The organism is Pyrinomonas sp., assembly GCF_040289685.1.
In the GTDB taxonomy this organism is placed as follows: Bacteria; Acidobacteriota; Blastocatellia; order Pyrinomonadales; family Pyrinomonadaceae; genus Pyrinomonas.
Window position 1 is genome coordinate 1 of record NZ_PSLQ01000034.1, and the last position, 25,323, is coordinate 25,323.

Sequence of the window (25,323 nt, forward strand, 5' to 3'; positions counted from 1 at the left end):
TCGGATTCGGTGGTCCAGGGGCATGGGGCGCGCCTTACTTTCAAGTGCAAGGTTACACGCCAATGGGCGATCAGTACCTCGCCACGCCGACGCGCGCGTGGGATACGCTGCTCGAGGCGCGCGATCTGGTCAATTGGCAAAGAGGGCAGCACAGTTTGAAGTTCGGCGGCAGTTTCCGTTACTACATCTGGCCCATGTGGGGCTTCTTCCAAAATCGTGGCTACTACCAGTTCACCAAAGGCTTCACGACGCGCACCGGGACCAACGACGGGACTGGTTCGGCGCTCGCCAGCTTCTTGCTCGGCCTGCCCGTGGTCAAACAACGCCAAGCCGGCATTCCGCAAATGCAGCTTCGTCAATGGTATGCCGACGCCTTCGTTCAAGACAGCTTTCAAGTGACGCGCAACACGACTTTGCAACTTGGCGTGCGCTACGAGTACATGAGTCCTTTGCGCGACATCCGCTATACGAACTCCAATCTGATCTTTCGCGACGGCAAACTGATGGCTTTCATTGGCGGGCAGCAAGGCTATCCGGAAGGGCTGATGTTCCCGAACAAGCTCAAGTTCGCGCCGCGCCTCGGCCTATCGCACCATAGCCCGCGTTACGGCATCGTGCTCCACGCGGCTTTCGGCATCTTCTTCACGCCCGTGGACATGAACACATGGTGCAATCAGCGACATAACGTTCCGTACGTCTTTCCCGAAACGCAGCAGAGCGATAATTTCATTCCGTCGCCCGCGCTGCTCGCTTCGCATTTCAATTTCAATGAGCCGGTGCTCGGACGCACCGTCGTCAGCTTCGCTGCATTCGAGGCGAATGCACCGGCCCAGTACATTCAGCAGTGGAGCTTGTCGCTCGAAAAGAGCCTCACTCAGACGACCACGCTCGAACTCGGCTATCTCGGCTCGCACGGCATTCATCTGCAACGCGCTCACCTGATAAACAACGCGCCGCCTGGACCGGGACCGCTCGGGCCGCGCCGTCCTTACAAGACGATTAGCTTCATCCCGGGCACGCTCATCCCGGATAACGTTCGAGTCGTCAGCACGACCTTTCCCGTAAGCAGCATCAACCTGCTCGAGAACTCGGCGCAGAGCTGGTACAACGCCGGTTACGTCAACGTCCGTCGTCGCTACGCGCGTGGGCTGACCTTTTTGACCAACTACACTTGGTCGAAGAACCTAAGCGACGCGCCTGACTTTCGTTCGCCGATGTTTGAATCAGCTCTGCCGCAAAATAACAGCGACCTCAGAGCTGAAAAGGGACCGGCCTGCGACATACGTCATCGGTTCGCGCTCAGTCTCGTATATGATGTGCCGACCATGGGCGGCACAGGCTGGTGGCAGATGATCGCGCGTGGCTGGCGCATTTCGGCCATCTACCAAGCGCAGAGCGGTTATCCTTTCACCATCTCGGTCTTCGGCGACACGGCTAACGCCGGAACGTTGCTCGGCGACAACCCGATTCGCGCCAACCACACCGGGCAACCCGTCTTCGGTCCAGGCACGCGCACGGCCAATCGTTGGTTCAACCCGGAAGCGTTCGCCACGCCGCCAGCCTACACCTTCGGCAACGTCGGAAGGAACTCGGTTTACGGCCCCGGCATGAGGACTCTGGACGTAGCCGTGCAGCGCGATTTCAATTTGACGGAGAAGCTCAGGTTGCAGCTTCGTGCCGAACTCTTCAACGCGCTCAATCACACCAACCTCGGCACGCCGAACCGCTTCGTGAACACGCCGCAATTCGGCACCATCACCGAAGCGGCGACGCCGGGGCGCGAGGTGCAACTGAGCATGCGGATCTCATTTTGAGCTTCGGAAAGTGGTTTGATGGGATGTGAGCAAGATAACCGGTGAGATGCGCAACCCAGCTCACAACGCGTCGCGGGCGATGGCGCTCGGCATCACTACGGCGACGCTCGTCTGCTTGCCGATCAGCGCCGCGTTCATCTACTTGGCCTCAAGCGCGGCTTTCACCGCACAAGCAGGCGAGGCGATGTGCGGTCGATCCAGAGAGCATCTCTTCTCCGCAATCGTCGCCATCTCAATCCTCGATAGTTTGGCAACCCTGATGCCCGACGCGCCGCGCGTCTATACCGATCTCCGCCCGGTACAGGAGCGCCCATGCTCGGTCTGCCCGCGTACGCCGGTTCTTCAAACGAAAAACCGCAGACAGCAGAACCGCAGATAGTGGACTCGACTCAGCGGGCATACCGGCTGCGCTTCCACCATTCGATGGTCCGGCGCAAACCCTCTTCCAACCCGACCGTGGGCTCATATCCGAGAAGCTGGCGCGCGCGCGTGATATCGGCGAGACTGTGGCGGACATCACCGGGACGCGGCTGATGGTATTCAGGTTCAAGATCGGTGCGACCGGTCAGCTTCTTGAGCGCTTCGAGCAACTGATTGAGCGTGACGCGACATCCGTTGCCGACGTTGATCACGTATCCGACAGCGCTCGGCGATTCCGCGGCCTTCAGATTCGCCTGCACGACGTTTTCGACGTAAGTGAAATCGCGCGATTGTTCCCCATCGCCGAAGATCAATGGCCGCTCGCCTTTCATCAAAGCGGCGATGAAGCGCGAGATGACGCCCGAATAGGGTGAACTCGGATCCTGTCGCGGGCCGAAGACGTTGAAATAACGAAGCGCTACCGTCTCCAATCCGTAAGTGCGGGTCCAGACTTGGCAATAATATTCGCCGACCAGCTTCGCCGCAGCGTAGGGCGAGAGCGGATCGGGGCGCATCTCTTCGGATTTCGGAAGCGTCGGCTGATCGCCGTAGGCCGAACTCGATGCGGCGTAAATAAGGCGCCGGACCTTACGCCTGCGCGCCGCTTCGAGCAAAGAGAAGGTCGCTTCGACGCAAGCGCGATGCGTCTCGTGGGGCTTTTCCACAGAGCGCGGCACCGACGGGATCGCCGCTTGATGAAAGACTATTTCGACACCCTCAAGCGCGCGGTCGAGCGCCGCTTCGTCAAGCAAGCTCGCGTGAATGAAGTCGAAATCGCCGCCGATCTCTTCGAGATTCTCACGGTGGCCGGTGGAAAGATCATCGATGATGCGGACGCGCAAGCCCCGTTCAATGAGCGCCGCGGCGATGTGTGAACCGACGAAGCCTGCGCCGCCGGTGACCAGTGCGATGCCTGAAAGTCTCATGATTTTTCGATCCGTGTGTAGCGATCAGTAGTCCGCTTGATGATGAAAGACTTATGTTTCAGTGGAACGAGCGATGCGCTTTGCGGTCTCATCCGACCGAGCGACGCCCGCTCATCGGATCGCGGCGGCACTTGCTGACCCCGGCCTGAAGGCTGCGCGAGGAGTGCCACCTTCCTCCCTTCTCTCTGACGCTTTACATCAAAGCGCATTAGATTAACGCTTTCCGTCCGGGTCTGGACATGCCCCGCGTGACCCACGACCGGGACTCAAATGCCGCAAGGAACATTTTGGCGGCCGAGCGGGCCGTGACTGCGCGTGGAGGGGGCATCAAAGCTGGCACGGCCTCTGCTGGGCAGCGCCCGATGAAGCGCGCACAGGCTCGGATCACCTCCGGGAATCCACAACTTCAGTTGTGGGGAGGATGTCAACGCGCCCACATCGCGGAAACGAAAAGTTAGGCTTTCGCGTCGCGGCGGTTGATTTCAGCTCGAACGGTCACAGCTCTTGCTAAATTTCAGATAGGCCGCTCTTCGCCGCTTCGAAGCGAATTCATGCTGCGCGGCGCCGAGCCTCTCTACCAGCGTTTTTCAAACGGCAAACAGATTCTCTCGCTGAACCAAACCATTGACAAATTTGGCCCAAAGGCTCTTCGCACGACCGGGCCTAGCGTCATCTCCCGACGCCGACGTAATCGAAGCCTAGCTCGCGCATCTTCTCCGGCTCGTAGATGTTACGCAGATCGGCGATCTTGGGCGTCCGCATCAGTTGTCGCACGCGCGCGAGATCAAGCGCGCGAAACTGATTCCACTCGGTGACGAAGACGAGCGCGTCTGCCCCTTTGACTGCTTGGTATTCGTCTTCAGCATACGTGATCTCGGGCAGTATCTTGGCCGCCTCGGGCATGGCGACCGGATCGTAAGCGCGCACGGCCGCGCCGCGTTCGAGCAACCCGCGGATGATGTAAACGGAAGGCGCTTCGCGCATGTCGTCCGTCTCCGGTTTGAACGAAAGCCCTAACACGGCGATCGTCTTGCCGCGAAGATCGCCGACAAGCTGTTCAATCTTCGGCACCATAGCGGCACGCTGCCGTTCGTTGACCTCGATCACCGCGTCGACGATAAGCGATGTACAGCCGTATTGACGGGCCACCGCCGCCAAGGCGCGGGTGTCTTTTGGGAAACACGAACCGCCAAAGCCCGGACCAGGATGAAGGAATTTACGCCCGATGCGGTTATCCATACCCATCGCGCGCGCCACATCATGTACGTCGCAGCCGATCTTGTCGCAGAGGTTGGCGATCTCGTTGATGAACGAGATCTTGGTCGCCAGAAAAGCATTGGCCGCATATTTGGAGAGCTCCGCCGCTTCCAAAGACGTGATGACGAACGGCGTCTCGATCAAATAGAGCGGGCGATAAAGATCGCGCATGATGGCGATGGCCTCTTCGTCACGGCTTCCGATGACGACGCGATCAGGACGCATGAAATCTTCAATGGCCGCGCCCTCGCGCAAGAACTCCGGGTTCGAGACGATGCCGAAATTGCACTTCCTCTTCTGATGCTCGCGCATGAGACGACGCAGATGCTCGCCCGTGCCGACGGGCACAGTCGATTTGGTGACGACCACCTTATAACCGTTCATGTGCTCGGCGACCGAGCGGGCTGCCTCTTCGACGTAGCGTAGATCAGCGGAACCATCCTCTTTGGGCGGTGTGCCGACGGCTAAAAAAATGACCAAAGCCTGTTCGACGGCAGTGCGCAGATCCGTCGTGAAGCGCAAGCGCCCGGCCTGCATGTTCTTGGCGACAAGCGTATCCAAGCCGGGTTCGTAGATCGGGATGATCCCCTGCGATAGACGAGCGATCTTGTCCGCATCTACATCGACGCAGGTCACGTCGTTGCCGAATTCGGCAAAGCACGCTCCCGTCACCAGACCGACATAACCTGTACCGATAACCGCAATGTTCATGCGCGTGCCCCTTGGCGAGTTTTCGTCTCCACGCAGCAGGATGGCATTCGGGCGCTCCGGCGTGAAAACGACGAAGATGCATAAGCTTAATTGCTCGCCCCCTCTTTGGCAAGCAGCGCTGAGAAAGGGATTGAGATCTTTCCGTACCCCTGTTTAGGGCGGTCGTAGCGGTCCGAAAAGTTTCGCGGGTCACGCTTGAAAACAAATCTCAAGCGCGACCCGCGGAATTATCGCATGATCCAATCTACTCACCCCGTTCGATGGTCTCACGCGCGCAGCGATACGCACGCGCCTCCATCTTCAGCGGGCTGAGCTGTTTTAGTCGGTCCAGTGAGACGCCGCCGTTAGCGCGTCGGACTGATGACGACGGGGGTGCCGCCGAAGTTCAGGTCGTTGTTGCTGCTGGTAGCAGCAATGATCGCCGCCGCAATGGCACCACCGGCTGCGAGCAACAGGGCAGCCAGACCGCCACCGGAAATTCCTCGCATCCCTTCGGTCCGCAAACGGGTGCAGCGCGTGCCGGGTTGGGCTTGACCAGCGGTTGCTTCCTGACCAGCAGCCACAGGCTTGACTTCGTTGCCCGCGCGCAATTCGACGCGACCCGCTTGCGCCGTGACGATGGTGTTCCCGCATTCGACATCAACCATGTAGGCGTTCGATTGCGTGTTGTCGGCGACCACCGCACCATCTTTGGTCGTAATGCTCGACGTGCTGCCAGCAGCGCTGGTCACGCGAACGCGCCCGGCCTCAAGCGATCCCGTCATCCCAGTCTCGCTGAAGGTCAACTTGAGGCTTGAATTCGGCAGTAGTTCAATGCGCCCCAGCTTGCCGATGGAAACGATGGCGCTGGAGTTCTGCCCTGTGGTGATCGTGCTGCCGGAAAAGACTGTTGCCCCAGTGATAGCCTTTGCGCCGTCCACGCTGACTTCGCCCGAAGCGGTCAATTCAGCGGCCATCTTGTCTTGCGCCGCCAACGCGACCATCGAGTAAGTGCTCAAAACCGCAATCGCAAGGCAGAGCGCAAGGGGCGTACGGCTCCAAGTTCTGCTAATCATCAACTCTTCCTCCCGTAGAGTGAAACTTTGTAATCCGTTCTGTTCAGAGAGCGCGCCGCCGCTCTCGCAAAAAGAGAATCAAGCCTGCGACGCGCGAACCCAAACCAGCGCGCCGCCATGTTTTACTCATACGAACAGCCACGTTGCGGCGACAAGACCTGCGTAAGCGGCCCGACCGCAAACGCGCGAAGCTGCCCGAAAACTGTCGAAGAACACGTTAAAGCCGATTGGCCCTAACAACTTGGCCTTTTTACACGAATCGCGCCCACTTGTCAATCGGTATTTGCATAAAATCGCGGTTGCATTTCGGTTGCGCGGGCGACCGAAAGCTAGCGGCGCTCGAACAGGTAAGCGCTGTCGATGAGTCGCGCCCCGTTGGCATCGGCGAAAGCGAATTGGCGCCGACGCCGCTGCCCGCGGCTGTTAACCGTGTGGCTCCAGATGGCCGCGCCCGCATATTCGCCCCGCTTATTGAGGGCGTAGAAGTTCACATCGATGTCGCGCAGCTTCTCCAAATCGTTGCCGTAACGGGCGGCGATCAACTTCAGCGCTTCCAAACAGGCCTGCTCCGGCGACATACCGCGTTTCATATATTCGACCACGGTGCGCGCGCCGTTGATGTAAATGACCTCTTCGCCCCGCCCTGTGGAGCCGGCTGCGCCGACGTCATTGTCGACGTAAAGGCCACACCCGATGAGCGGCGAATCGCCCACTCGCCCCGGGATCTTCCACGCAAGGCCGCTGGTCGTGGTCACGCCGCTGATGTCGCCAGCTGCATCGAGCGCCAGACAGTTGATCGTGCCTGTCGGCGGACGACGCGCCACTTCGTCGGCCCAAGCGAGCAATTGGCGCAAACGCTCTTGGTCCCCGTCGGCAAGCTGTTCGGCCAAAATGTCGCTTTCGCGTTTGCGCTCTTCTTCAAGGCGGCGTTGTCCTGCCGGAGAAGCGGGCGCCGGCGTGTGCGGGCTTGGCCCCCAATCATCACGGTCCGACAGCGTCTCTTTCCAGCGTATCCAAGCCAGCCGCGATTCCGGCGTTAGCAAATCGACGTTTTCGAACCCATGCGCCGTGGCGAAATCGCGTGCCCCTTGACCGACAAGCAAGATGTGATCGGTGCGCTCCATGACGACGCGCGCTACCTTCGATGGGGTGCGCACGCCGCGCAGCGCCGCAACCGCTCCGGCTCGCCGCGTCGGCCCGTGCATGACGCTGGCATCGAGTTCCACTTCGCCGCGCTCGTTTGGCAGACCGCCGTAGCCGACGGAGTTGTCTTTCGGATCGAGTTCAACGATGTTGACGCCTTCGATGACGGCATCGAGCGTGTCGCCGCCGCGTCGCATGACTTCGACCGCTTTGGCGACCGCAGCCAGCCCGTTGGCGCTCGAGACCGAGATGGGCGGCGTTGCCCGTCGCGTCGAGCCAGTGGTCTGCTGACCCACCGCCTCGACGATCAATCCAGCTCCGAGCGGAGCGATGCTCAAACCGAACGCCGCTCGTTCGAGAAATTTCCGACGGCTGCTGTTCATCTTTTTGACCAGCGACGATCCTCGTCTATCCGACCGAGTTTTGAATGGCTCGCCATTCTGACGACCTCATGCGGTCGCGCATCGTACCAGAAGAGGCGCGCAAGGGACAAGCGCCAGTTAAAGACTTTCGCCTCAGCTATATGCCGACCACCGGTTGCTTGCGCGCACGGTGCGAGTTGGTCCGAAGTAATTTATCCGAGCCAGACGTAGGCAACGGGGAGCATCTATTTCCCGCCCGTTGGTCCGAGTAGTTTAGTCCGGGCCAGACTCACGCTTTTATCATCTCCTCGTAGAGGCGACGCGCTCGGTCGGCTAATTCCGCAGGCACTGTGACCCGATACGGATGCTTGGCGAAAAAAGAGGGCACGCGCCTGACCTGCGCGCCCAAGGCTTGAAGCGCCGCCGTCGCGCGTTCATCGCTCAGTTCTTCAGCGCCATAGGCTTCCGCCGCGCGGCGCAGCGCACCGCGCAGACGATCCAAAGGGAGTTCGCGCTCGGCCAAAACCTTTCCGCGCGACTGAAAATCGCCGAGCGCGCGCAACACGATCACCGTATCATCCGGCGGCGACGGTTTAGGTTGAGCATCGAACAGGCTCGGTTGATGCATAAAGCGTTCAAGCTCGACTCGCCTCCATGAGCGGCGTTCGCCATCTCGACTTCGATGAGAAAGATCCAGCTTTCGCTCAACTCAGCCGTTGAGCGCTCAATGCGGCGCGTTGGCGCGTCTTGGGCGCACGTCCTCTTGCGTCGCGTGCTCGTGGCGCGCGTCGTCGTGCACGGACGCATCGGTTCGCTTGTCGCGCCGCTTGGCTTCGATCAACTCTGATTGTTCGTAAGGATCGAGCCGCGCGAAGATGTAAAAGGTCTCGCCAGCGCGCGACGTGCCCAAAAATCTGTACGTATCGTTGATCACTTCGCCGACGACGAGCGAACGCGGCTTCGGCGGATCCTCGAAGATCGTGTGAAATTCATCGGACGCGACGGCGATCAGTTCCGGAACGTAATCGTTGCCAGTCGCGCGCGCCATCTCGATCACCATTCGGCGCAGGGCGCGGATGCGATTCGAGTTGCGACGGTAATAGGCGGGACTGATCTCGCGTCGGCTCACGCGATCATCGACTACCTCCTCTTCGGCGCGCAAATAGCCGAGATAGGCGCGAACAACCGGGCCGAACTCTCGTTCGTCAACCTCGTCGGCAGCGCGCCGTTGTGCGTGGACGCCGAACGCAACGACGAAAACGGTCAAACACGCTGCACACCACCACACGCGCCGCTTTTTCGTTTCGTCACCTCGCATGAGTTTGAAATTTTAATGACCACGCGCCCCGTTTGCCAAACCAAGCGGCAGCCGAAGCACGCAAGAGGCGCGAGCCGTTCAACTCGGGCGAAAATGCGGGGCTTTCGAGTAAAGCACCCTCGAACACAGAAACGCAGAGCGCGCAAACAACGCGCACTTGCGCATGAAATCAAGGAGTGGGTGAAGGATGCCGCTCGAGCGCAAAGCCGCCATCGCTCGCGGCAAGTTTATGCGGAGAGAACAATGCACAGCGTCCCCGGCAGGTCAACTTCCAAGCGCGTTGCGCGCACCTTGCGTGGAGTGCTACATTCTCACCGGAAAGATGGCACGATCCCCGAATGACCCGATGCTCGATACCGGCACGCCCGCGGTCGCCGGAAAGCGCGTTGCGCTCGGCGTGGCAGGCGGAATCGCCGCTTACAAGGCCGTCGAGATCATGCGCGGGCTGCAAAGGGCCGGATGTGCGGTGCGCGTCGCCTTGACGCGCCACGCTTGCGAATTCATCCGTCCGCTCACTTTTCGCGCGCTCACCGATGAACCGGTGATCGTCGATGATTACGCGCCGGAAAACCCCGATCCGATCGCACACGTAAGTTTTTCGCAATCGGTCGATCTCTTCCTCGTCGCGCCAGCGACGGCCAACCTCATCGCTAAATTCGCCGCTGGCATCGCCGACGATTTTCTGACGACCGCCTATCTGGCGACCACTGCACCGGTCATCATCGCCCCGGCGATGAACCCACGGATGTGGGATCATCCGGCAACGCAACGCGCCGTCGCGCAGCTTCGCGCCGATGGCGTGCACGTCATCGAACCCGATTGCGGCGAGATGGCCTGCGGTGCCGTCGGACCGGGGCGCTTGAGCGAGCCTGAAAAAGTGGTCCAAGCGGCGTTGCGCGTGCTCGTGGCGCACGCGCGCGATCTTGCGGGCGAACGGATCCTGATCACCGCTGGCGCGACGCGCGAAGAGATAGATCCCGTTCGTTTCATCTCGAACCGTTCTTCAGGGCGCATGGGCTTTGCCCTCGCCGAAGCCGCGCTCGCACGCGGCGCGCAAGCGACCGTGGTGGCGGCTGCGACGAGCGCGCCTGAGCCGTTTGGGGCGCGCATCGTGCGCGTCTCTTCCGCAGATGAGATGTTGCGCGCGGTGATGTGCGAACTGCCCAACGCGACCATCTTCATCGCTGCCGCGGCCGTCGCTGATTACCGCCCCGTCGCGCGCGCAACGCGAAAGATCAAAAAGTCCGAACAGCGGCTGACACTCGAACTCGAACCGACGCCCGATATACTGAGCGAAGTCGCACGACAAAAGCGCGATTCTCTCATCGTCATCGGGTTCGCCGCCGAAACCGAGCGCGTCGCGGAACACGCGCGCGAGAAGTTGAAGCGAAAAGGTCTGGATTTGATCGTCGCCAACGACGTCTCGCAACAAGGCGCGGGCTTTGACACCGAGACCAACATCGTCACGCTGATCGCGCGCGACCGCGAACGCGATCTTCCGCGCATGACCAAACTCGAAGTCGCACACTGCGTGCTCGACGAGGCAAAGCGCCTTCGAGCCGCGAGCGTGTGGGCGACAAGCGGCGATGCCTCAAAAACAGTCTGCTGAGAACGGACGCTTCCGGCTCGCCGCGGCGATCTGAATTCAGGTCCGGTGCCCCCGAAAACAAAAACGGACCCGGATGAAAGATCGCGTTATCCGGTGGAATGTTGACGTCGCGTTGATCGAAGCGCGCGAGAGCACAGATGGACAAACACGAAGATGAGCTTTTGAGCTTGATCGTCGCCGTAAGGGGCCGGCTCGAAATGTTGCGCGAACTCGGCGTCCGAACCTTCGATCATGCTCACGCGGTCGCCGCGCCCGACACGAAAAGCAACGCGCTGCGGTCGGAACAGATGGCGCAAAGGGCGGAAACAGTAGCGACACGCCACACGCCCGAAAAGGCCACGGCAGGAAGTTCCACATCAGACACGGGGAAAGAGAGCAAGGTGATGGCCAAGGGCAAAAAGCGCGCCGAAACGTCGCCTCCACCGCAAGAGACGCTCTTCGGCGAAATCGCACCCAAAGACGAAGCGAGCCTTTTGCATTCAAGCGAAACTCTGGAGGATATCCGCCGCGACATAGACGATTGCACGCGCTGTCCGCTGCACAAAAGTCGCACGCACATCGTCAACAGCGAAGGGAATCCGCACGCGCGTCTGATGTTCGTCGGCGAGGCTCCGGGAGCGGACGAAGACGCGCAAGGGCGCCCCTTTGTCGGTCGCGCTGGGCAACTGCTGAACAAGATCATCGAGGCCATTGGCCTCAAGCGCGAAGACGTCTTCATCGGCAACATCAACCGTTGCCGTCCGCCGAGCAACCGCACGCCGACCGCCTCGGAAGCGGCCACGTGCAAGCCGTTCCTGTTGCGTGAAATCGCCGTCGTCCGTCCAGAAGTGATCGTGGTGCTCGGCAATACGGCGATGCAAAACTTGCTCGGCACCAAAGAGGGAATCACGAAGATGCGCGGACGCTTCCACGATTTCAATGGGATCAAAGTAATGCCGACCTTTCACCCAGCGTATCTACTGCGCGATCCGTCGAAGAAGCGCGAAGCGTGGGAAGATATGAAGAAGGTGCGCGACTATTTGAACGGCGCGTTGAAACTCGACTGAAGTCCAACAATGCAAAACCCCGGAGGCTGACCAGGCTTCTCCGAAAACGAAGGCCGCCCCATGGAGACGAGATGAATTCGCAGGGCACGCTCTCGTTTGACTTCCCAACAGACGAGCCGACCGAAACGCTCGCCGAGATCAACGCCGAGATGCTCGAACGGGCACGGGCAGTTCCCTCCTTACGCGACCGAGTCTTCATCTTCGGCGAGGGGCCGCTTGCGCCGCGCGTGGCCGTCGTCGGCGAATCGCCGGGCCCGCCCGACATCGAATCGGGACGCCCCTTCATGGGGCCGACGGGTCAGATGCTTGAAAGAATCCTCGGTTCGATCGGCTTGAAGAGACGAGATTGTTACTTGACCAATGCGGTGAAGATCGTCTCCACAGGCGATGAGATAACGCCCGACATATTGCACTTCTTCACGCCCTATCTTCATCGTGAATTAGACGTCGTGCGCCCGCGTTTGATCATCGCCTTCGGCAACACGCCGACGCGCGCGCTCCTTGGAACGAAGAAGGCGATTTCGCAAGTGCGCGGCGATTTCTTCTCTTGTCGGGGCATGACCGTGCTTCCAACCTTCAATCCCGCCTACTTGTTACGCGATCCGTCGAAGAAGCGCGAAGCGTGGGAAGACATGAAACGCGCGCGCGCCTTTTTGAACTCCCTTCAATAACCGCGCCGCGCCTTACGCGCACGCGCTTCTGCGACGGGATGGCTTGTTGGTCGTTGGAGTCCGGCGCTTTTTCTCGACTTCGCGCGGGCACCGAAGAGCTTCTCGCTTCACGGAAGTTGCGCCGCCGAGTTACGTTTAATAACCTTCTTTGGGTTGAGCGAACCGATGGACAAACAGAACGCTCTGCCGCAGTACGCCGAGGTCGCCGTGCCGCTCGGCGTCAGGCAGACGTTCACCTACCGCTTATCACCTATCCTCAGCGACGCGGTTCGAATAGGGGCGCGCGTCCGCGTCGCGTTTGGCAAACAACGGGTCACGGGATACGTCGTCGCGCTTCACGACGATTTGGACCAAGAGTTGGGGATAGATCAGCAAGATGTGCGCGAGATCGAAGAGTTGATAGACATCGAACCGCTCATCACGGCTGAAGTCTTGGAGCTTACGCGCTGGATAAGCGACTACTACATCGCACCATGGGGCGAAGTCCTCAAAGCAGCCCTTCCGGCCGGCGTCAATGCGCGCATCGCGCGCGTCTTCGCCGTCACGACCGAAGGGCGCGATGAACTGGCCCGCCTGCCAGAAAGCCGGGCGCTAACTTTGAAGGCAAAGCTGCTGCGCCTGCTCGCCGACCAAGGGCCGATGACGGCGCGCGAGCTTGCGCGTGCGCTCGGCACGCAGCGCGTCGCACGCATCGCCGCAGAACTCGAACGCGCCGGATGGATCAGCATCAAACACCAAGCCGAACGAGCAACGGCGCGTGCCAAAAGGCGCAAATTCGTTCGCCTCGCGCCCCTCGAAGAGCACGTCGCGCCCGATGCTGCGCGCGCGTTGACGGCGGCGCAAAAGCGCATCATCGAAACTCTGATCGCGGCAGAGGGCGAGCTGACGTTCACTGAGCTGGTGGAACGCGCGCGCGCGAGCGCTTCCGTCGTCTCAACGCTTGAACGAAAAGGGATCGTGCGGGTCGAAGTGCGCGAGGTGCGCCGCGATCCGCTCGCCGGGGTCGAACTCTCGTCGCCGGATGAGCTAGCGCTGACTCCGGCGCAACGCGAGGCGCTCGAGCGAATCACCGCCGCGCTGGACCAGCAAAGGTACGCCGCTTTTCTTCTCCACGGCATCACGGGAAGCGGCAAGACGGAGATCTACATTCGCGCCATGCGCGCTTGTCTTGAGCGAGGCCGATCGGCGCTGATGCTCGTCCCTGAAATCGCGCTGACGCCCATCTTTTCGCGTCGTCTGCGCGCTCACTTCGGCGACCGCGTCGCCATCCTTCACTCATCGCTCTCCGCTGGAGAACGGTTCGACGAGTGGATGCGCGTACGCAGAGGTGAGGCGCGCGTTGTCATTGGCACGCGCTCGGCGCTGTTTGCCCCCGTCGCCGAACTCGGGCTGATCGTCGTGGATGAAGAGCACGATCCGTCCTATCGCCAGCAAGAGTCGCCTTTCTACCACGCGCGCGATGCGGCGGTCATGCGCGCGCACAAAGCGAACGCCATCGCCCTTCTCGGTTCGGCCACGCCCGCGCTCGAATCATTTCACAACGCGCAGACGGGCAAATACTGCTACCTCCACCTGCCGGAACGAATCGGCCAACGTCCGCTCGCTGAAGCCGAGATCATCGATATGAGGAGCGTGTTTGCGCGCTGCGGACGCGCCGATGCGTTCAGCGACGAGCTATTGCAAGCGCTTTCCGAAACGTTCGCGCGCCGCGAACAAGCGATCATTCTGCTTAACCGGCGCGGCTACGCCAATTTCGTTCTCTGCCGCGCGTGCGGCGAGCGCATCGGTTGCCCGCACTGCGACGTGACGCTCACCTACCACAAGCGAGAGCGCGCGCTCGTCTGCCACTACTGTAACTTTCGCCGTCGTCCGCCCGCGCGTTGCCCATCGTGCGGCAGCGAGTATCTTTACTTCGTCGGCGAAGGCACAGAGCAACTCGAAGACCTGTTGCGCACGCATTTCCCCTCGGCGCGCATCGCGCGACTTGACCGCGATACGACATCGCGTCGTCGCGTTTACGAACAGACCATCTTGCGTTTCGCCGCGCACGAAATAGACCTGCTCGTCGGCACGCAGATGATCGCCAAAGGACATGACTTCCCGAGGGTGACGTTGGTCGGCATCGTCTCCGTGGATGCTGGCCTTGCGCTTCCGGACTTTCGCGCCGCCGAAAGGACGTTTCAATTGATCACGCAGGTAGCAGGTCGCGCCGGACGGGGCGACGCGCCCGGGCGCGTGTTGATCCAGACTTACCACCCAGACCATTACGCTATTCGCTTCGCCTGCGCCCAAGATTACGTTGGTTTCTACCAACACGAGATCGAGTTTCGGCGAGCTTTCGAATACCCACCCTTTGTCGCGCTCGCCTCGATCTTGGTCCAGGATGAAGAACTGGGCAGTTCGATGAAGCGAGCCGACGAATTGAAACGCGCGCTCGATCGCGCGAATCACAGTGGCTGCTGTCGCATCCTCGGTCCAGCCCCAGCGCCGATCTCGCGCTTGCGCGGGCGTCACCGCATGCAAATCCTGATCAAAGCGCGACGCCGTGCCGATCTGCGCGCCGTGCTCGCCGCAGCGATGGCCGAAACGGAAGACCCGAAGCTATGGCTCGACGGCACGTGCATCGAGATCGATCCAGTCAATCTGCTCTGAAGGCCCTTTTTCGCCGCACCTTCGCGCGCAAGCAGCAATCCCTTGCAAACGCCTCTTTTCATGACTCAGTCGCGGATTGCTCCGCTTCGAAACCTGCGCGCCTCATCCTGTCAGCAGCAGGCTGGTTGGGCATCTCCGTAGCGCCGGGCGCTCCGAGTTAAAATACGCCGACTACGACGAATCGAACTCCTCGCTTCACGCTCGCGACCTTTCCCGCTTCGCTTCGAGATCCAGAAGGGCAGCGCGCAACGTTTCGATGGCGAGCGCGGCGGCGTGCGCTCGGCGCGAAGGCAAACCGCCGATGGCTTCGATCAACTGCTGTCGAGAGAGCGCGGCGGCTTCCTCTAAACTCATCCCGCGCAGCATCTCCGTCAGCATGGAACCGCAGACCAACGTCGGCGGACATCCGTAGGCGAGAAAACGCGCCTCGACGATGCGCCCGCCGCGCACGCGCAGGGCGAGACACAAGCGATCGCCGCAAATGGGATTCATCTGCTCGGCGACCGCATCGGCCTCCGGCAGCGCCCCAGCATTGCGCGGGCGCGCCAGATGATCCTTGAAGACCTTCGAATAACCGCTTGACATCGTTCCCATCGTCCTTGGCGGCGGATGATTCCAGCTAGGCGCCGTAAAGCAACTCGCTTTCGCTTAAACTGCTCGATTCGGCATCAATCCAGCACGGGATTTCAGCTAGTAGACGCTGCTGACCGCTTCGTCAAGCCTCGCAGACAGCAGTAGGCGATTCGTTTAGGGGTCAAGTCGTCGGCACGAGAAGCTGTTTCGCACGCCCTTCGGCAACCGCTTTTTGATAGAGCGGCGAGATGCGGCGCAGGGCATCCACGGCGCGCGGCAGGACGTCGAGCACGTAATCAATATCTTCTTCGGTCGTCTCCTTGCCGAGGCTGAAACGCACGGCACCGCGAGCCAGCTCGTCATCGCGTCCGAGCGCACGGATCACGGGCGATGGTTCGAGCGTGCCGGACGAACAGGCCGAACCGGTCGAAACAGCTATCCCTTGCAAGTCCAAGTTAATGAGCAGACCTTCGCCTTCGATGTAGCGGAAGGAGACGTTCGTGATATGTGGCAGGCGCCGTTTGCGATCTCCGTTGAAGACGACGTCCGAAATGCGCTCGGCGACGCCCGCTTCAAAACGGTCGCGCAAGGCGCGCATGTGCGCGATCCTCGTCTCCAACTCTTGGCGCGCCAATTCAGCCGCTTTGCCGAAAGCGACGATGAGCGGGACAGCTTCAGTGCCAGCCCGCCGGTTACGCTCTTGGTGACCGCCGATCATTTGCGGCGCGAGTCGCACGCCGCGCCGCACGTAGAGCGCTCCGACGCCTTTAGGCGCATGGAGCTTGTGACCGGACATCGAAAGCAGATCGCAACCCAACTCCTCGACCTCGACGCGCATGCGTCCGAGGGCTTGCACGCCATCTACGTGAAGCAACGCGTGAGAACAGCCGCGCGCGCGCATCTGGCGCACGATGGCGGCGATTTCGGCGATGGGCTGAATCGTTCCGATCTCGTTGTTGGCGAGCATGATGGTGACGAGCACCGTGTCCGGCCGCAGGGCCGCCTGCACGTCCGTTGCGCGCACGATGCCATCTTCGCCGACGGGAAGGCGCGTGATCTCCCACCCGCGCTGTTCGAGCAACTGGCAGACGCCGCGCACCGACGGATGTTCGATTGTTGAAGTGATGATGTGTCGCCCGCGCGCGGCCCACTGCTCAGCTACGCCGCGGATGGCGAGGTTGTTGGCTTCTGTGCCGCTCGAGACGAAGATCACATCGTTGGGGCGCGCGCCGATCAACGCCGCGACCTGCTGGCGCGCGTGATCGACAGCAGCGCGCGCTTCTTGCCCCCACAGATGGACGCTCGATGGGTTGCCGAACTTCTCCGTCAAATACGGCAACATCGCCTCGACGACGCGCGCATCGACCGGCGTCGTTGCGCTGTAATCCATGTAAACGCGGCGGATCATGCTCTCCTCACAGTGCGAGATGCGTGCGCGTCAACACCCCGGATCGCTCGGCAGGCAACAACGCGACGCAACTCTTCGCGCATCTGAACTGTTGGGCGGCGTCTCTATTGTCGAGTCTAGCGGCGGCTGAGCGCCAGCGTCAAGCGAAGCTTGAACAGCGCCCTTGCGCTTCGCCGCCACATCGATTAGCGTAAGCAGCGTCGCCTTGCCGAAAGAAGTGCGAGAGGAGATAGAGCGATGAAGCTAGCGAAGAGAGCAGGCGCCGTGGCGCTTGCGTGGACGTTGATCCTTACCCCGTTGATCTTTGCGCAATCCACACCGCAGCGCGCGACGCTCGAACGCGGTTACCGCACGGGCTACTCAGACGGTTACCAAGCGGGCGTGCGCGACCGCAACAACGGTGCGGCGCGCGATTTCCGCGACGAAGAGGATTACCAACGGGCCGACCGCGCCTATTCGCCCAACTACGGTTCGCTGGAAGATTACCGCGACGGCTACCGGCAGGGCTTCGAGACCGGCTACGAAGCCGGTTTCGACGGACGCGAGTTCGACTCCACCATCCCGGCAACGCTTGCGCAGCGCAGCGCAGAGCCGACTTCGAACGCTTCGACGCCTGAAGCGACGCGGGTCAACGCCGACGCGACCAGCAGCATGTCCACCGCAACGGCTGAATCGAAGAGAGAGAGCCGCAGTGCCACGCCCGGCAACGCAGCGCTCTTGATCCCATCGGGCACGGTCTTCGTCGCCGAGTTATTGACCAACCTTTCAACCGACGCCAGTCAACCCGGCGACCGCTTTCAAGCGCGTGTCATCGAGCCTTCCGAATACGCGGGCGCTGTTCTAAGCGGACGAGTCGAGCGCGTACGCCGACCGGGCAAAGTGCGCGGCACGGCAGAACTTGAACTCGACTTTGAGCAGATAAGTCTATCCGACGGACGTTGGGCAAACGTCAAGGCGCAGTTGATTGAGGTCGTCCCCGAAGGCACCTCCTCGGTCGGCAAGGTCGATCCCGAAGGCGGCGTGCGCGGCAAAGACTCAACCAAAGACGATGTCGTAAAGGTCGGCGCCGGAGCTGGACTCGGGGCTTTGATCGGCGCAGTCGCTGGCGGCGGCAAGGGCGCAGCCATCGGCGCGGCCATCGGCGCGGCTGTGGGCGCCGGCGGCGCGGTCGCGTCGCGCGGTCAAGACATAAGGTTACAACGCGGACAGCGACTCCGCGTGCGGACCAACACGGACACGCGCGTGCAGTGAGGCGTCTACTGCGACCGGGACGCAAAAGGAGCAGGTGGACCCGCCGCGCGTGCAAGAAACGCGCTTTGTCGGCGATCGCTTCTTGCACGCGCTGACTTGGAACTCAACGTCCAAGCGCGTGTTTGGTCTCACCAAACTCCATCGTATTGGTTCGCGCTAGTGATCAACGCCCGCCAATTTGCGCGCCAGACGATGATGGCCGTGTGGCGACGATGTGCTGCCGCGCGCCGGACCAACCAACAATCCGACGACGAGGTGGTCCGGTACGCAGAACAGTTCGACGTCCGTGCGCCATCGCGCGTGAATGTGCGACGAGCCGTGGCCCGACACGTATAGGGTCCGACGGTTAGTTCTCCGCCATGTTCATCACGCTTCTGACCGATTTCGGCACAGCAGACTATTTCGTCGGCGCGATGCGCGGCGTTATCCTCGCGCGCCACCCGCAAGCGCGAATTTACGACATCACGCATGAGATCCCGGCGCACGACGTGCGCGCTGGGGCTTTCACTCTGCTCGCCGCCTACGGCGAATTTCCCGAACGGACCGTTCACGTCGCCGTGGTCGATCCGGGCGTCGGATCAGCGCGCCGTCCGGTGTTGATCGCTACGCCGCGCTATTTTTTCGTCGGACCGGACAACGGGCTTTTCAGCTACGTCTGCGAACGCGAAGGCCAGTGGCGCGCTTTTCATCTCACCGAAGCGAAGTTCTTTCGCCAACCGCTGAGTTCAACCTTTCACGGACGCGACATCTTCGCGCCCGTCGCCGCCGCCGTTTCAAGCGGCACGCCGCCCGAAGAGTTTGGCCCAGAAATCCACGATCTCGAAACGCTCGAACCTCTCGCACCGCAACGCATAAGCCACCATCAATTGCGCGCAAACGTGATTCACATCGACCGCTTCGGCAATTGCATCACCAACATCGCGCGCGAAGACCTCTCCGCTGAAGAACTCGCGCGCGGCATCACGCTCACGCTCGCTGGACAGCCGATCCGCCATCTCGTCCGCTTCTTCGCCGAAGGGCGGACCGGCGAACCGTTCGCTTACTGGGGCAGCGCTGGTTTTCTGGAGATCGCGCTTAAACTCGATTCCGCCGCCCACAAGCTCGGCGTTCAACGTGGGCAAGAAGTGCTGGTCCAGATTGGCGCTTGATCGTCCACACCGAAACGCCCGCGTCAACAGATCGGCTGACCCGCCCCGCTCGTTCGCCGAAGCGACCTCCGCCCGTTTCAATGCGAACACGGATGTGGGAGCCTTAAACCCAGCTCCACCAAAATCGACTCTTTTCGTTGCACGCAGAGATCACGCTTCGCCTCATAGGCGGTGACAGGCTGTCGGGATCGTGCCGTGATCATCTCTTTCGCACGAGAAAAGAAGCACGAACCCTTGTTTGACACTCTTTGCGCATCGGTGCTATCTTCGCCTTGTCGATTCATCAAACCAAGGATAATTCGAGCATGGATACTGCCAAGGATACTGCTGCCAAGAGCGCCGCGCCGGCTGGCTTGGAAGGCGTCGTCGCCGCTCAATCCTCCATTGGCGACGTCGATGGCATCAACGGCATACTCATCTATCAAGGGATCAACATTCATGATTTGGCGCGCCATTCGACCTTTGAAGAAGTGGTCTTTCTGTTGTGGCACGGACGCTTGCCCAAGCGCGCTGAATTGGAGGAGCTGAAGCGATCGTTGGCCGCAGCGCAGCAGATCAACGAAGAGCTGCTCGACATGTTGCGCCGCATCCCGCGCGAAGCTGATCCGATGGATGTGCTGCGGACGGCTGTGTCGGCCCTCGCCTTTTACGACAAGGACGCGCACAACACCTCGCGTGAGGCGAGCGTGCGAATCGCCACCAAGTTGACGGCGCAGTTTCCGGTGATCGTCGCTGCTTTCGACCGTCTGCGAAACGGCAAAGAGCCCGTCGCGCCCAAGCCGGAACTGAACATCGCCACCAACTTCCTTTACATGCTGCGCGGCGAGATGCCGGGCGAACGCGAGGCGCGCATCTTCGACGTCGCGCTGATCCTGCATGCCGATCATGAACTGAACGCCTCGACCTTCACGGGGCGCGTCATCGCCGCGACGCTCGCTGACATGTACGCGGCGGTGACGGGCGCCATCAGCGCTTTATCTGGACCGCTCCACGGCGGAGCGAACACCGCTGTGATGAAGATGCTGCTCGAGATCGGCAGCGTCGAGAACGTCGAGAAGTACATCACCGAGGCGCTCGCGCAGAAGAAGAAGATCATGGGCTTCGGCCACCGCGTCTATCGGACGGAGGATCCGCGCGCGACTTGGTTGCGTCAGTTCTCGCGTGAAATGGGCGAGAGCAAAGGTGATTTGCGTTGGTATGAGATCTCGCGCAAGATCGAGGAGGTGATGATGCGCGAGAAGGGCTTATACCCAAACGTTGACTTCTATTCGGCCTCGACCTACTACATGATGGGCATCCCGCTCGACCTTTTCACCCCCATCTTCGCTATCAGCCGCATTTCGGGATGGACCGGCCACATCCTCGAGCAATACGCCAACAACCGTTTAATCCGACCGCGCGCCGAGTACGTGGGACCGCGCAACGTCCCTTACGTGCCGATCGACGAGCGTTGAGGACGACAAACGTGGAGTGAAACAAGGGGCGAATCCGAACTGGGTTCGCCCTTTTCGCTCGCGACGCGAAACGGCGATCACACGAAAATCCATCCTTCGCCCGCGCCATCGTTTCCCTTGAGAACGACTGGCGCTCTTGACCAAGGCGCACGAGATGGAAGTTCGCTCTTCGCCCGCACATCAACCCACCCCTTCTCGCCGCAGCAGCGCGGGCGCACGGGAGCTCGCTCTTCGCTCGATGGGCGCGGAACCGAAAGATCAACTCACGCGCGGCGCGCGCATTTGCAAACCGACCCGCGCGCGATGACCGCCGTCGAGAAGAGGATCGCTGCCGTGCACGACAAACCGCCTTCGATGCCATAGGCACCGCCCGTTAACCACACTGGCCCGGCGTCTTGCGCGCGAAGCAGCGGCTCGGCGGCGAGCGTCGTGATGCCGCTGACGGGAAAACCCAAAACGGCTCCCTGCACCCAGTTCCATGCCCAATGAAGCCCCAACGGAAACCAAAGGTTGCGCGCTCGCCAGTAGCCAACGGCCAACCATATCCCAGCGAGCAACGTGTTGATGAAGGTAAAGGCCGAAGCCGCGTTGGGATTCCCCAAATGGACCAGCGCGAAGATGAGCGATGAAGGAAGCGCAGCGATCCAAAACGGATGTGCGCGCAGCAGCGTCTGCAACGGGTAGCCGCGAAAAGCGGTCTCCTCAGCAGCCGCGGCGACGATGAAGACCACGGCCGTAAGTAGCAGCGTGTCGCCGATCGTCGTCCACTGCGCATCGTTCACCTCGAAACGTATGCTCTTGAACGTCCACGGGAGGAGGGCAGCGACAAGAAAAGTCCCCGCGCCAACTGCCACGCCGCATAGCAGATCGCGCCACCAGCCGCGCGCCGAAGTCCAACCGAGCGCGCCGAACGAAAGCCCTTCGAAGGCGCGTCCGCAAAACCACCCGACGCCGACCGCCGTCACCAACATCAGTCCGCCGTGAAGGAGCATGGCCGCTGGACCAGCGATCAGCTCATCAGCGCTTCGTCCGGTTCGATGACCGATGAACGCGACCGCAGACCATGCGATGAGGCCCAACAAAGTGAGCGTCGCGAAAAAGAAGAGGATGAAGAGCGCGAAGCGAAAGGCGCTTCGCAGTCGGCCCTGTTCGTCGATGAAGATGTTCTGATGCATGTCCCGTTCGCTGCCGGACGGCGCAAAGGTCTCTCTTTGAGACCTTTGCGCCCGCAGTTACCCCCTTCTGTGCGAAAGCGCGCGCACCAACCGATGCGATCGAGCGTCTGGTCATGATAAACTGTGTGCGCGTCGAAAAGGTATGTCGCTATCAACTCTTCCCGAAGAGCCCAGAGCTTCCCGTCCGCGCCGACGACGCGGCGCGCCATGGTTGTTCGGCGGTCTCGTCCTCATCCTTCTTTTCTTTCTCGTCGCGCAACAAGCACTTGGACTGTGGGAAGTCTTGACGCCCGATACGGCATCGGAGACGCTGCTTCTCTACGCGCTCTCGACGCTGAATTTCATCGCCTTCATCATCTTCAGCTTCATCTTCGTCCGCAACCTGCTGAAGCTGCGACAAGAACGCCGCGAACGGCAGCTCGGCTCCAAGATCAAAACGCGCCTCGTCGTCTATTTCATCGCCGTCAGCCTCTTGCCGATCACGGCGATGGCTGTCTTTTCGTACATCTTTCTCAACCGCTCGCTCGAGAAGTGGTTCAGCCGTTTGCCTGAAGATGTCGTCAACGAAGCGCGGCTGGCACAACAGACCGATGCGCAACAAGCGCTCGACCGTTTGCGCGAAGCGACGGCGCTGGCCGCGCTGGCCGTCGATCAAGCTGCGTCCGACGATGAGCTTGCGCGTCTCGCTTCGGTCGCCACCCTGGACGGCATGGCCCTCATCACGCCCGAAGGGCAGGTTCGTCGCGTCGCGGTGGAAGATGGCGCGTTGCGCGAAGCGTTGGAGCGCGCCGTTCGCGGCGAAGAACCGGGCGAGGGGTTCATCGCTGCCAGCGCAGCGCTCGGCACGGGCGGACGCCTGATCGCCGTTCGTCGTCGCGCGCTGGACGAACACTTGAGCCGCATCGTCGCCGGATCGGAGACTTACGAGCGACTGCGCGAAAGGCAACGGCGCGTGCGCCTTCTCGGCCTTTCGACGCTCGGACTGTTGACGCTGCTGCTACTATTCGCTTCAAGCTGGACGGCGCTCTACCTTTCGCGTGGGATCGCCACCCCGATTCGCGCGTTGGCCGAAGCCGCCGACGAAGTGGCGCGCGGCAATCTGACTCACCGCGTCACGGGCATCGCCGAAGATGAACTCGCGCTGCTTGCTGAATCCTTCAACCAGATGACAGCGCAACTTGCGGAGAACCGAAAGCGGTTGGAGGCCAACGCCGCCGAACTGCGCGAAAAGAACCTAGCGCTCGAAGAGCGGAGCAATTACATCGAAACGGTGCTCGAATCTCTTTCAACCGGCGTCATCTCGCTCGACGAAGAGGATCGCGTGACGACGATCAACGCCGCAGCGCTCGCCATGCTTTCGCTGCCGCGCGCGGCGCATGTTGGCGGCGTACCGCTGTCAGCGTTCGTCTGCGCTGAGGATCACGCCGTGCTCGCGCGTCTCGTCCGACGCGCACGGCGAAGCGGGCGCGCTACCGAACAGACGCACTTGCTCCGTTCGGCGGCAGGCGATGCGGAAGCACTCCCGGTCGCGCTGACGGCAACGGCGCTGCGCCCGCACGCCAGCGGAAGGCGCGGCGTCGTCATCGTGATGGAAGACCTATCGGACCTGCTCGAGGCGCAGCGCGTTGCCGCGTGGAGCGAGGTCGCGCGGCGCATGGCACACGAGATCAAGAACCCTCTGACGCCGATTCAGCTCTCCGCCGAACGCATCGCGCGCAACTTCCACCGCGCGTTCGACGACGAAACGGAACGCGCGCGCGTCAGCAGCATCATCGAAGAGGGCACGACGACCATCGTGCGCGAAGTCGCTGGACTCAAGGAAATGGTTGACGAGTTCGCGCGCTTTGCGCGGTTGCCGCGCGCGCGTCTTGAACCGCAAGATTTGAACGAAGTGGTCCGGCGCACGCTCGCACTCTACGAGGAGCGCTTGAATGGCGTGCGCTTGGACGCGCAGCTAGCGCCGCAATTGCCGCCCGCGCTGCTTGACGCCGAACAGATCAAGCGCGCGCTCGTCAACCTGCTCGACAATGCGCTCGAAGCGTTGACTGAGACGACCGGCGAACGGCGCATTACGGTCGCAACCGGATATGATCCGGCGCGCAACTTGCTGCTCGTTGAAGTCGTCGATACCGGACACGGCATCGCGCCGCGCGACTTCGCGCGCATCTTTCAACCGTATTTTTCGACCCGCAGGCGTGGCACCGGCCTTGGATTGGCGATCGTGCAACGCATCGTCGTCGAACACGGCGGGCGCATCCGCGCCGATGCAAATCGCCCGCGCGGCGCCCGCTTCGTCATCGAACTACCGGTGATGGAAGAACGCCCCGCACACGCTGCGGAGATCGACGCCACTCGCGTGCAAACCGCCTAGCCGAAGAAACAACCATGCCGAACGCGGTCTTGATCGTCGACGACGAACAGAGCATACGCGAGGCGCTGTGCGCCGTGCTCGAAGATGAAGGCTACGCGGTCGAAGCCGTCGCCAGCGGCGAGGAATGTTTGCGCGTAACCGAACGCCGCGCCTACGACTGCATCCTGCTCGACGTTTGGCTTCCGGGGATGGATGGGCTTGAAACTTTGCGCCGCCTGCGCGAGCAGGGCACGGATGCCGTCATCATCATGATCTCCGGGCATGGAACGATCGAAACCGCTGTGCGTGCGACCAAGCTCGGCGCTTTCGATTTCATCGAAAAACCACTATCGATCGAAAAGACCACGCTCACGGTGCGCAACGCGCTCCGTCAACTCGAACTCGAACGCGCCAACGCCGCCTTTCGCGACAAGCTGCGGCGCGAATACGAGTTGATCGGCGAATCGGTCGCCATGCGCGCGCTGCGTCAGCAGATCGCGCTCGTCGCGCCAACCGATGGGCGTGTTCTGATCTACGGCGAATCAGGCACGGGCAAAGAATTGGTCGCGCGCGCCATTCACGCCGCCTCGCGTCGCGCCGCCGCGCCTTTGGTCGAACTCAACTGCGCGGCGATCCCCGATGAGCTGATCGAATCGGAACTCTTCGGCCACGTCAAAGGGGCTTTTACGGGCGCGACCGCAGCCAAAAAGGGCAAATTCGAGCTGGCCGATGGCGCGACGCTCTTTCTCGACGAAGTGGGCGACATGAGCGCGCGCGTGCAGGCCAAGGTCCTGCGCGTGCTCGAAGAGCAGAGGTTCGAACCCGTCGGCAGCAACTCCGCTATTAAAGTGGACGTGCGCATCATCGCGGCGACCAACAAGCGGCTCGAAATCGAGATCGAGCGTGGCGCGTTTCGCGCCGATCTCTTCTACCGTCTGAACGTCATTCCGTTCGAGATCCCGCCGCTGCGCGAACGGCTC

General features: G+C 61.4%; 21 protein-coding genes. 11 read left to right on the plus strand and 10 right to left on the minus strand.

What is annotated here, in order from left to right; all coding sequences use genetic code 11:
* Positions 1-1,814 (plus strand): outer membrane beta-barrel protein (locus C4334_RS08705; protein WP_352431696.1); only part of this gene is annotated, 1,814 nt, incomplete at its 5' end.
* Positions 1,815-1,860: 46 nt separating this feature from the next.
* Entirely contained in the window at positions 1,861-2,193 is a 333-nt protein-coding gene (locus C4334_RS08710) for a hypothetical protein (RefSeq protein WP_352431697.1), read from the plus strand.
* 10 nt (positions 2,194-2,203) lie between these two features.
* Here the strand turns inward: C4334_RS08710 and C4334_RS08715 are convergent, their stop codons facing one another.
* The 6 genes from C4334_RS08715 to C4334_RS08740 all read right to left on the minus strand — a co-directional run bounded on the left by C4334_RS08715 (position 2,204) and on the right by C4334_RS08740 (position 9,006).
* Positions 2,204-3,160, minus strand: coding sequence for an SDR family oxidoreductase (locus tag C4334_RS08715; RefSeq protein ID WP_352431698.1), 957 nt, complete (start codon positions 3,158-3,160; stop codon positions 2,204-2,206).
* 669 nt (positions 3,161-3,829) lie between these two features.
* Positions 3,830-5,128 (minus strand): UDP-glucose dehydrogenase family protein, encoded by a 1,299-nt coding sequence (locus C4334_RS08720; protein WP_352431699.1) that lies wholly within the window; start codon positions 5,126-5,128, stop codon positions 3,830-3,832.
* Between the two features lie 344 nt (positions 5,129-5,472).
* The gene (locus tag C4334_RS08725) at positions 5,473-6,183 is read right to left on the minus strand and encodes a FecR family protein (protein ID WP_352431700.1); all 711 of its coding nucleotides are present in this window, start codon (positions 6,181-6,183) and stop codon (positions 5,473-5,475) included.
* Positions 6,184-6,512: 329 nt separating this feature from the next.
* On the minus strand, positions 6,513-7,709 hold the full coding sequence (locus C4334_RS08730; protein ID WP_352431701.1) for a glycosylasparaginase: 1,197 nt from the start codon (positions 7,707-7,709) through the stop codon (positions 6,513-6,515).
* A 268-nt stretch (positions 7,710-7,977) separates the two neighbouring features.
* Positions 7,978-8,316 carry a hypothetical protein gene (locus C4334_RS08735; protein WP_352431702.1) on the minus strand — a complete coding sequence of 113 codons (339 nt, stop codon included), beginning with the start codon at positions 8,314-8,316 and terminating at the stop codon, positions 7,978-7,980.
* A gap of 96 nt (positions 8,317-8,412) precedes the next feature.
* Positions 8,413-9,006 (minus strand): hypothetical protein, encoded by a 594-nt coding sequence (locus C4334_RS08740; RefSeq protein WP_352431703.1) that lies wholly within the window; start codon positions 9,004-9,006, stop codon positions 8,413-8,415.
* A 322-nt stretch (positions 9,007-9,328) separates the two neighbouring features.
* On the opposite strand from C4334_RS08740, the gene coaBC reads away from it, so the two are divergent.
* From coaBC to priA, 4 genes are all read left to right on the plus strand, one after another.
* On the plus strand, positions 9,329-10,615 hold the full coding sequence (gene coaBC / locus C4334_RS08745) for a bifunctional phosphopantothenoylcysteine decarboxylase/phosphopantothenate--cysteine ligase CoaBC (protein WP_352431704.1): 1,287 nt from the start codon (positions 9,329-9,331) through the stop codon (positions 10,613-10,615).
* Between the two features lie 137 nt (positions 10,616-10,752).
* Positions 10,753-11,661, plus strand: coding sequence for a uracil-DNA glycosylase (locus tag C4334_RS08750; RefSeq protein ID WP_352431705.1), 909 nt, complete (start codon positions 10,753-10,755; stop codon positions 11,659-11,661).
* A gap of 71 nt (positions 11,662-11,732) precedes the next feature.
* Positions 11,733-12,332 carry a uracil-DNA glycosylase gene (locus tag C4334_RS08755; protein ID WP_352431706.1) on the plus strand — a complete coding sequence of 200 codons (600 nt, stop codon included), beginning with the start codon at positions 11,733-11,735 and terminating at the stop codon, positions 12,330-12,332.
* Positions 12,333-12,497: 165 nt separating this feature from the next.
* Complete coding sequence (gene priA / locus C4334_RS08760) at positions 12,498-14,984, plus strand: primosomal protein N' (protein WP_352431707.1); 2,487 nt, start codon at positions 12,498-12,500, stop codon at positions 14,982-14,984.
* A 195-nt stretch (positions 14,985-15,179) separates the two neighbouring features.
* Here priA and C4334_RS08765 read toward each other — a convergent pair whose 3' ends face one another.
* Together C4334_RS08765 and C4334_RS08770 are read right to left on the minus strand one after the other, a co-directional pair.
* Positions 15,180-15,569: an iron-sulfur cluster assembly scaffold protein gene (locus tag C4334_RS08765; protein ID WP_352431708.1), complete on the minus strand. Its 390-nt coding sequence runs from the start codon at positions 15,567-15,569 to the stop codon at positions 15,180-15,182.
* 169 nt (positions 15,570-15,738) lie between these two features.
* Positions 15,739-16,962, minus strand: a complete 1,224-nt coding sequence (locus tag C4334_RS08770; protein ID WP_352431724.1) for a cysteine desulfurase family protein — start codon at positions 16,960-16,962, stop codon at positions 15,739-15,741.
* 240 nt (positions 16,963-17,202) lie between these two features.
* Between C4334_RS08770 and C4334_RS08775 the strand changes: the two genes are divergently transcribed.
* Positions 17,203-18,216, plus strand: a complete 1,014-nt coding sequence (locus tag C4334_RS08775) for a hypothetical protein (RefSeq protein WP_352431709.1) — start codon at positions 17,203-17,205, stop codon at positions 18,214-18,216.
* Positions 18,217-18,372: 156 nt separating this feature from the next.
* Here C4334_RS08775 and C4334_RS08780 read toward each other — a convergent pair whose 3' ends face one another.
* Positions 18,373-18,546, minus strand: coding sequence for a hypothetical protein (locus C4334_RS08780; protein ID WP_352431710.1), 174 nt, complete (start codon positions 18,544-18,546; stop codon positions 18,373-18,375).
* A 29-nt stretch (positions 18,547-18,575) separates the two neighbouring features.
* Between C4334_RS08780 and C4334_RS08785 the strand changes: the two genes are divergently transcribed.
* Both C4334_RS08785 and C4334_RS08790 read left to right on the plus strand, forming a co-directional pair.
* A complete protein-coding gene (locus tag C4334_RS08785) occupies positions 18,576-19,364 on the plus strand; it encodes an SAM hydrolase/SAM-dependent halogenase family protein (protein ID WP_352431711.1) in 789 nt (262 codons plus the stop codon).
* Positions 19,365-19,669: 305 nt separating this feature from the next.
* A complete protein-coding gene (locus C4334_RS08790; protein ID WP_352431712.1) occupies positions 19,670-20,818 on the plus strand; it encodes a citrate/2-methylcitrate synthase in 1,149 nt (382 codons plus the stop codon).
* A gap of 263 nt (positions 20,819-21,081) precedes the next feature.
* On the opposite strand, the gene C4334_RS08795 is transcribed toward C4334_RS08790, so the two are convergent.
* Positions 21,082-21,993 carry a CPBP family intramembrane glutamic endopeptidase gene (locus C4334_RS08795; RefSeq protein WP_352431713.1) on the minus strand — a complete coding sequence of 304 codons (912 nt, stop codon included), beginning with the start codon at positions 21,991-21,993 and terminating at the stop codon, positions 21,082-21,084.
* Positions 21,994-22,135: 142 nt separating this feature from the next.
* Between C4334_RS08795 and C4334_RS08800 the strand changes: the two genes are divergently transcribed.
* Positions 22,136-24,364: a sensor histidine kinase gene (locus tag C4334_RS08800; protein WP_352431714.1), complete on the plus strand. Its 2,229-nt coding sequence runs from the start codon at positions 22,136-22,138 to the stop codon at positions 24,362-24,364.
* Positions 24,365-24,378: 14 nt separating this feature from the next.
* A partial coding sequence (locus C4334_RS08805) for a sigma-54-dependent transcriptional regulator (RefSeq protein WP_352431715.1) occupies positions 24,379-25,323 on the plus strand: 945 nt, incomplete at its 3' end.

Bases quoted from the DNA above. Each gene is read 5' to 3' on its own strand.
- C4334_RS08710 (WP_352431697.1), top strand. From the start codon at position 1,861: ATGCGCAACCCAGCTCACAACGCGTCGCGGGCGATGGCGCTCGGCATC.
- C4334_RS08715 (WP_352431698.1), bottom strand. From the start codon at position 3,160: ATGAGACTTTCAGGCATCGCACTGGTCACCGGCGGCGCAGGCTTCGTC.
- C4334_RS08720 (WP_352431699.1), bottom strand. From the start codon at position 5,128: ATGAACATTGCGGTTATCGGTACAGGTTATGTCGGTCTGGTGACGGGA.
- C4334_RS08725 (WP_352431700.1), bottom strand. From the start codon at position 6,183: ATGATTAGCAGAACTTGGAGCCGTACGCCCCTTGCGCTCTGCCTTGCG.
- C4334_RS08730 (WP_352431701.1), bottom strand. From the start codon at position 7,709: ATGAACAGCAGCCGTCGGAAATTTCTCGAACGAGCGGCGTTCGGTTTG.
- C4334_RS08735 (WP_352431702.1), bottom strand. From the start codon at position 8,316: ATGCATCAACCGAGCCTGTTCGATGCTCAACCTAAACCGTCGCCGCCG.
- C4334_RS08740 (WP_352431703.1), bottom strand. From the start codon at position 9,006: ATGCGAGGTGACGAAACGAAAAAGCGGCGCGTGTGGTGGTGTGCAGCG.
- coaBC (WP_352431704.1), top strand. From the start codon at position 9,329: ATGGCACGATCCCCGAATGACCCGATGCTCGATACCGGCACGCCCGCG.
- C4334_RS08750 (WP_352431705.1), top strand. From the start codon at position 10,753: ATGGACAAACACGAAGATGAGCTTTTGAGCTTGATCGTCGCCGTAAGG.
- C4334_RS08755 (WP_352431706.1), top strand. From the start codon at position 11,733: ATGAATTCGCAGGGCACGCTCTCGTTTGACTTCCCAACAGACGAGCCG.
- priA (WP_352431707.1), top strand. From the start codon at position 12,498: ATGGACAAACAGAACGCTCTGCCGCAGTACGCCGAGGTCGCCGTGCCG.
- C4334_RS08765 (WP_352431708.1), bottom strand. From the start codon at position 15,569: ATGTCAAGCGGTTATTCGAAGGTCTTCAAGGATCATCTGGCGCGCCCG.
- C4334_RS08775 (WP_352431709.1), top strand. From the start codon at position 17,203: ATGAAGCTAGCGAAGAGAGCAGGCGCCGTGGCGCTTGCGTGGACGTTG.
- C4334_RS08785 (WP_352431711.1), top strand. From the start codon at position 18,576: ATGTTCATCACGCTTCTGACCGATTTCGGCACAGCAGACTATTTCGTC.
- C4334_RS08790 (WP_352431712.1), top strand. From the start codon at position 19,670: ATGGATACTGCCAAGGATACTGCTGCCAAGAGCGCCGCGCCGGCTGGC.
- C4334_RS08795 (WP_352431713.1), bottom strand. From the start codon at position 21,993: ATGCATCAGAACATCTTCATCGACGAACAGGGCCGACTGCGAAGCGCC.
- C4334_RS08800 (WP_352431714.1), top strand. From the start codon at position 22,136: ATGTCGCTATCAACTCTTCCCGAAGAGCCCAGAGCTTCCCGTCCGCGC.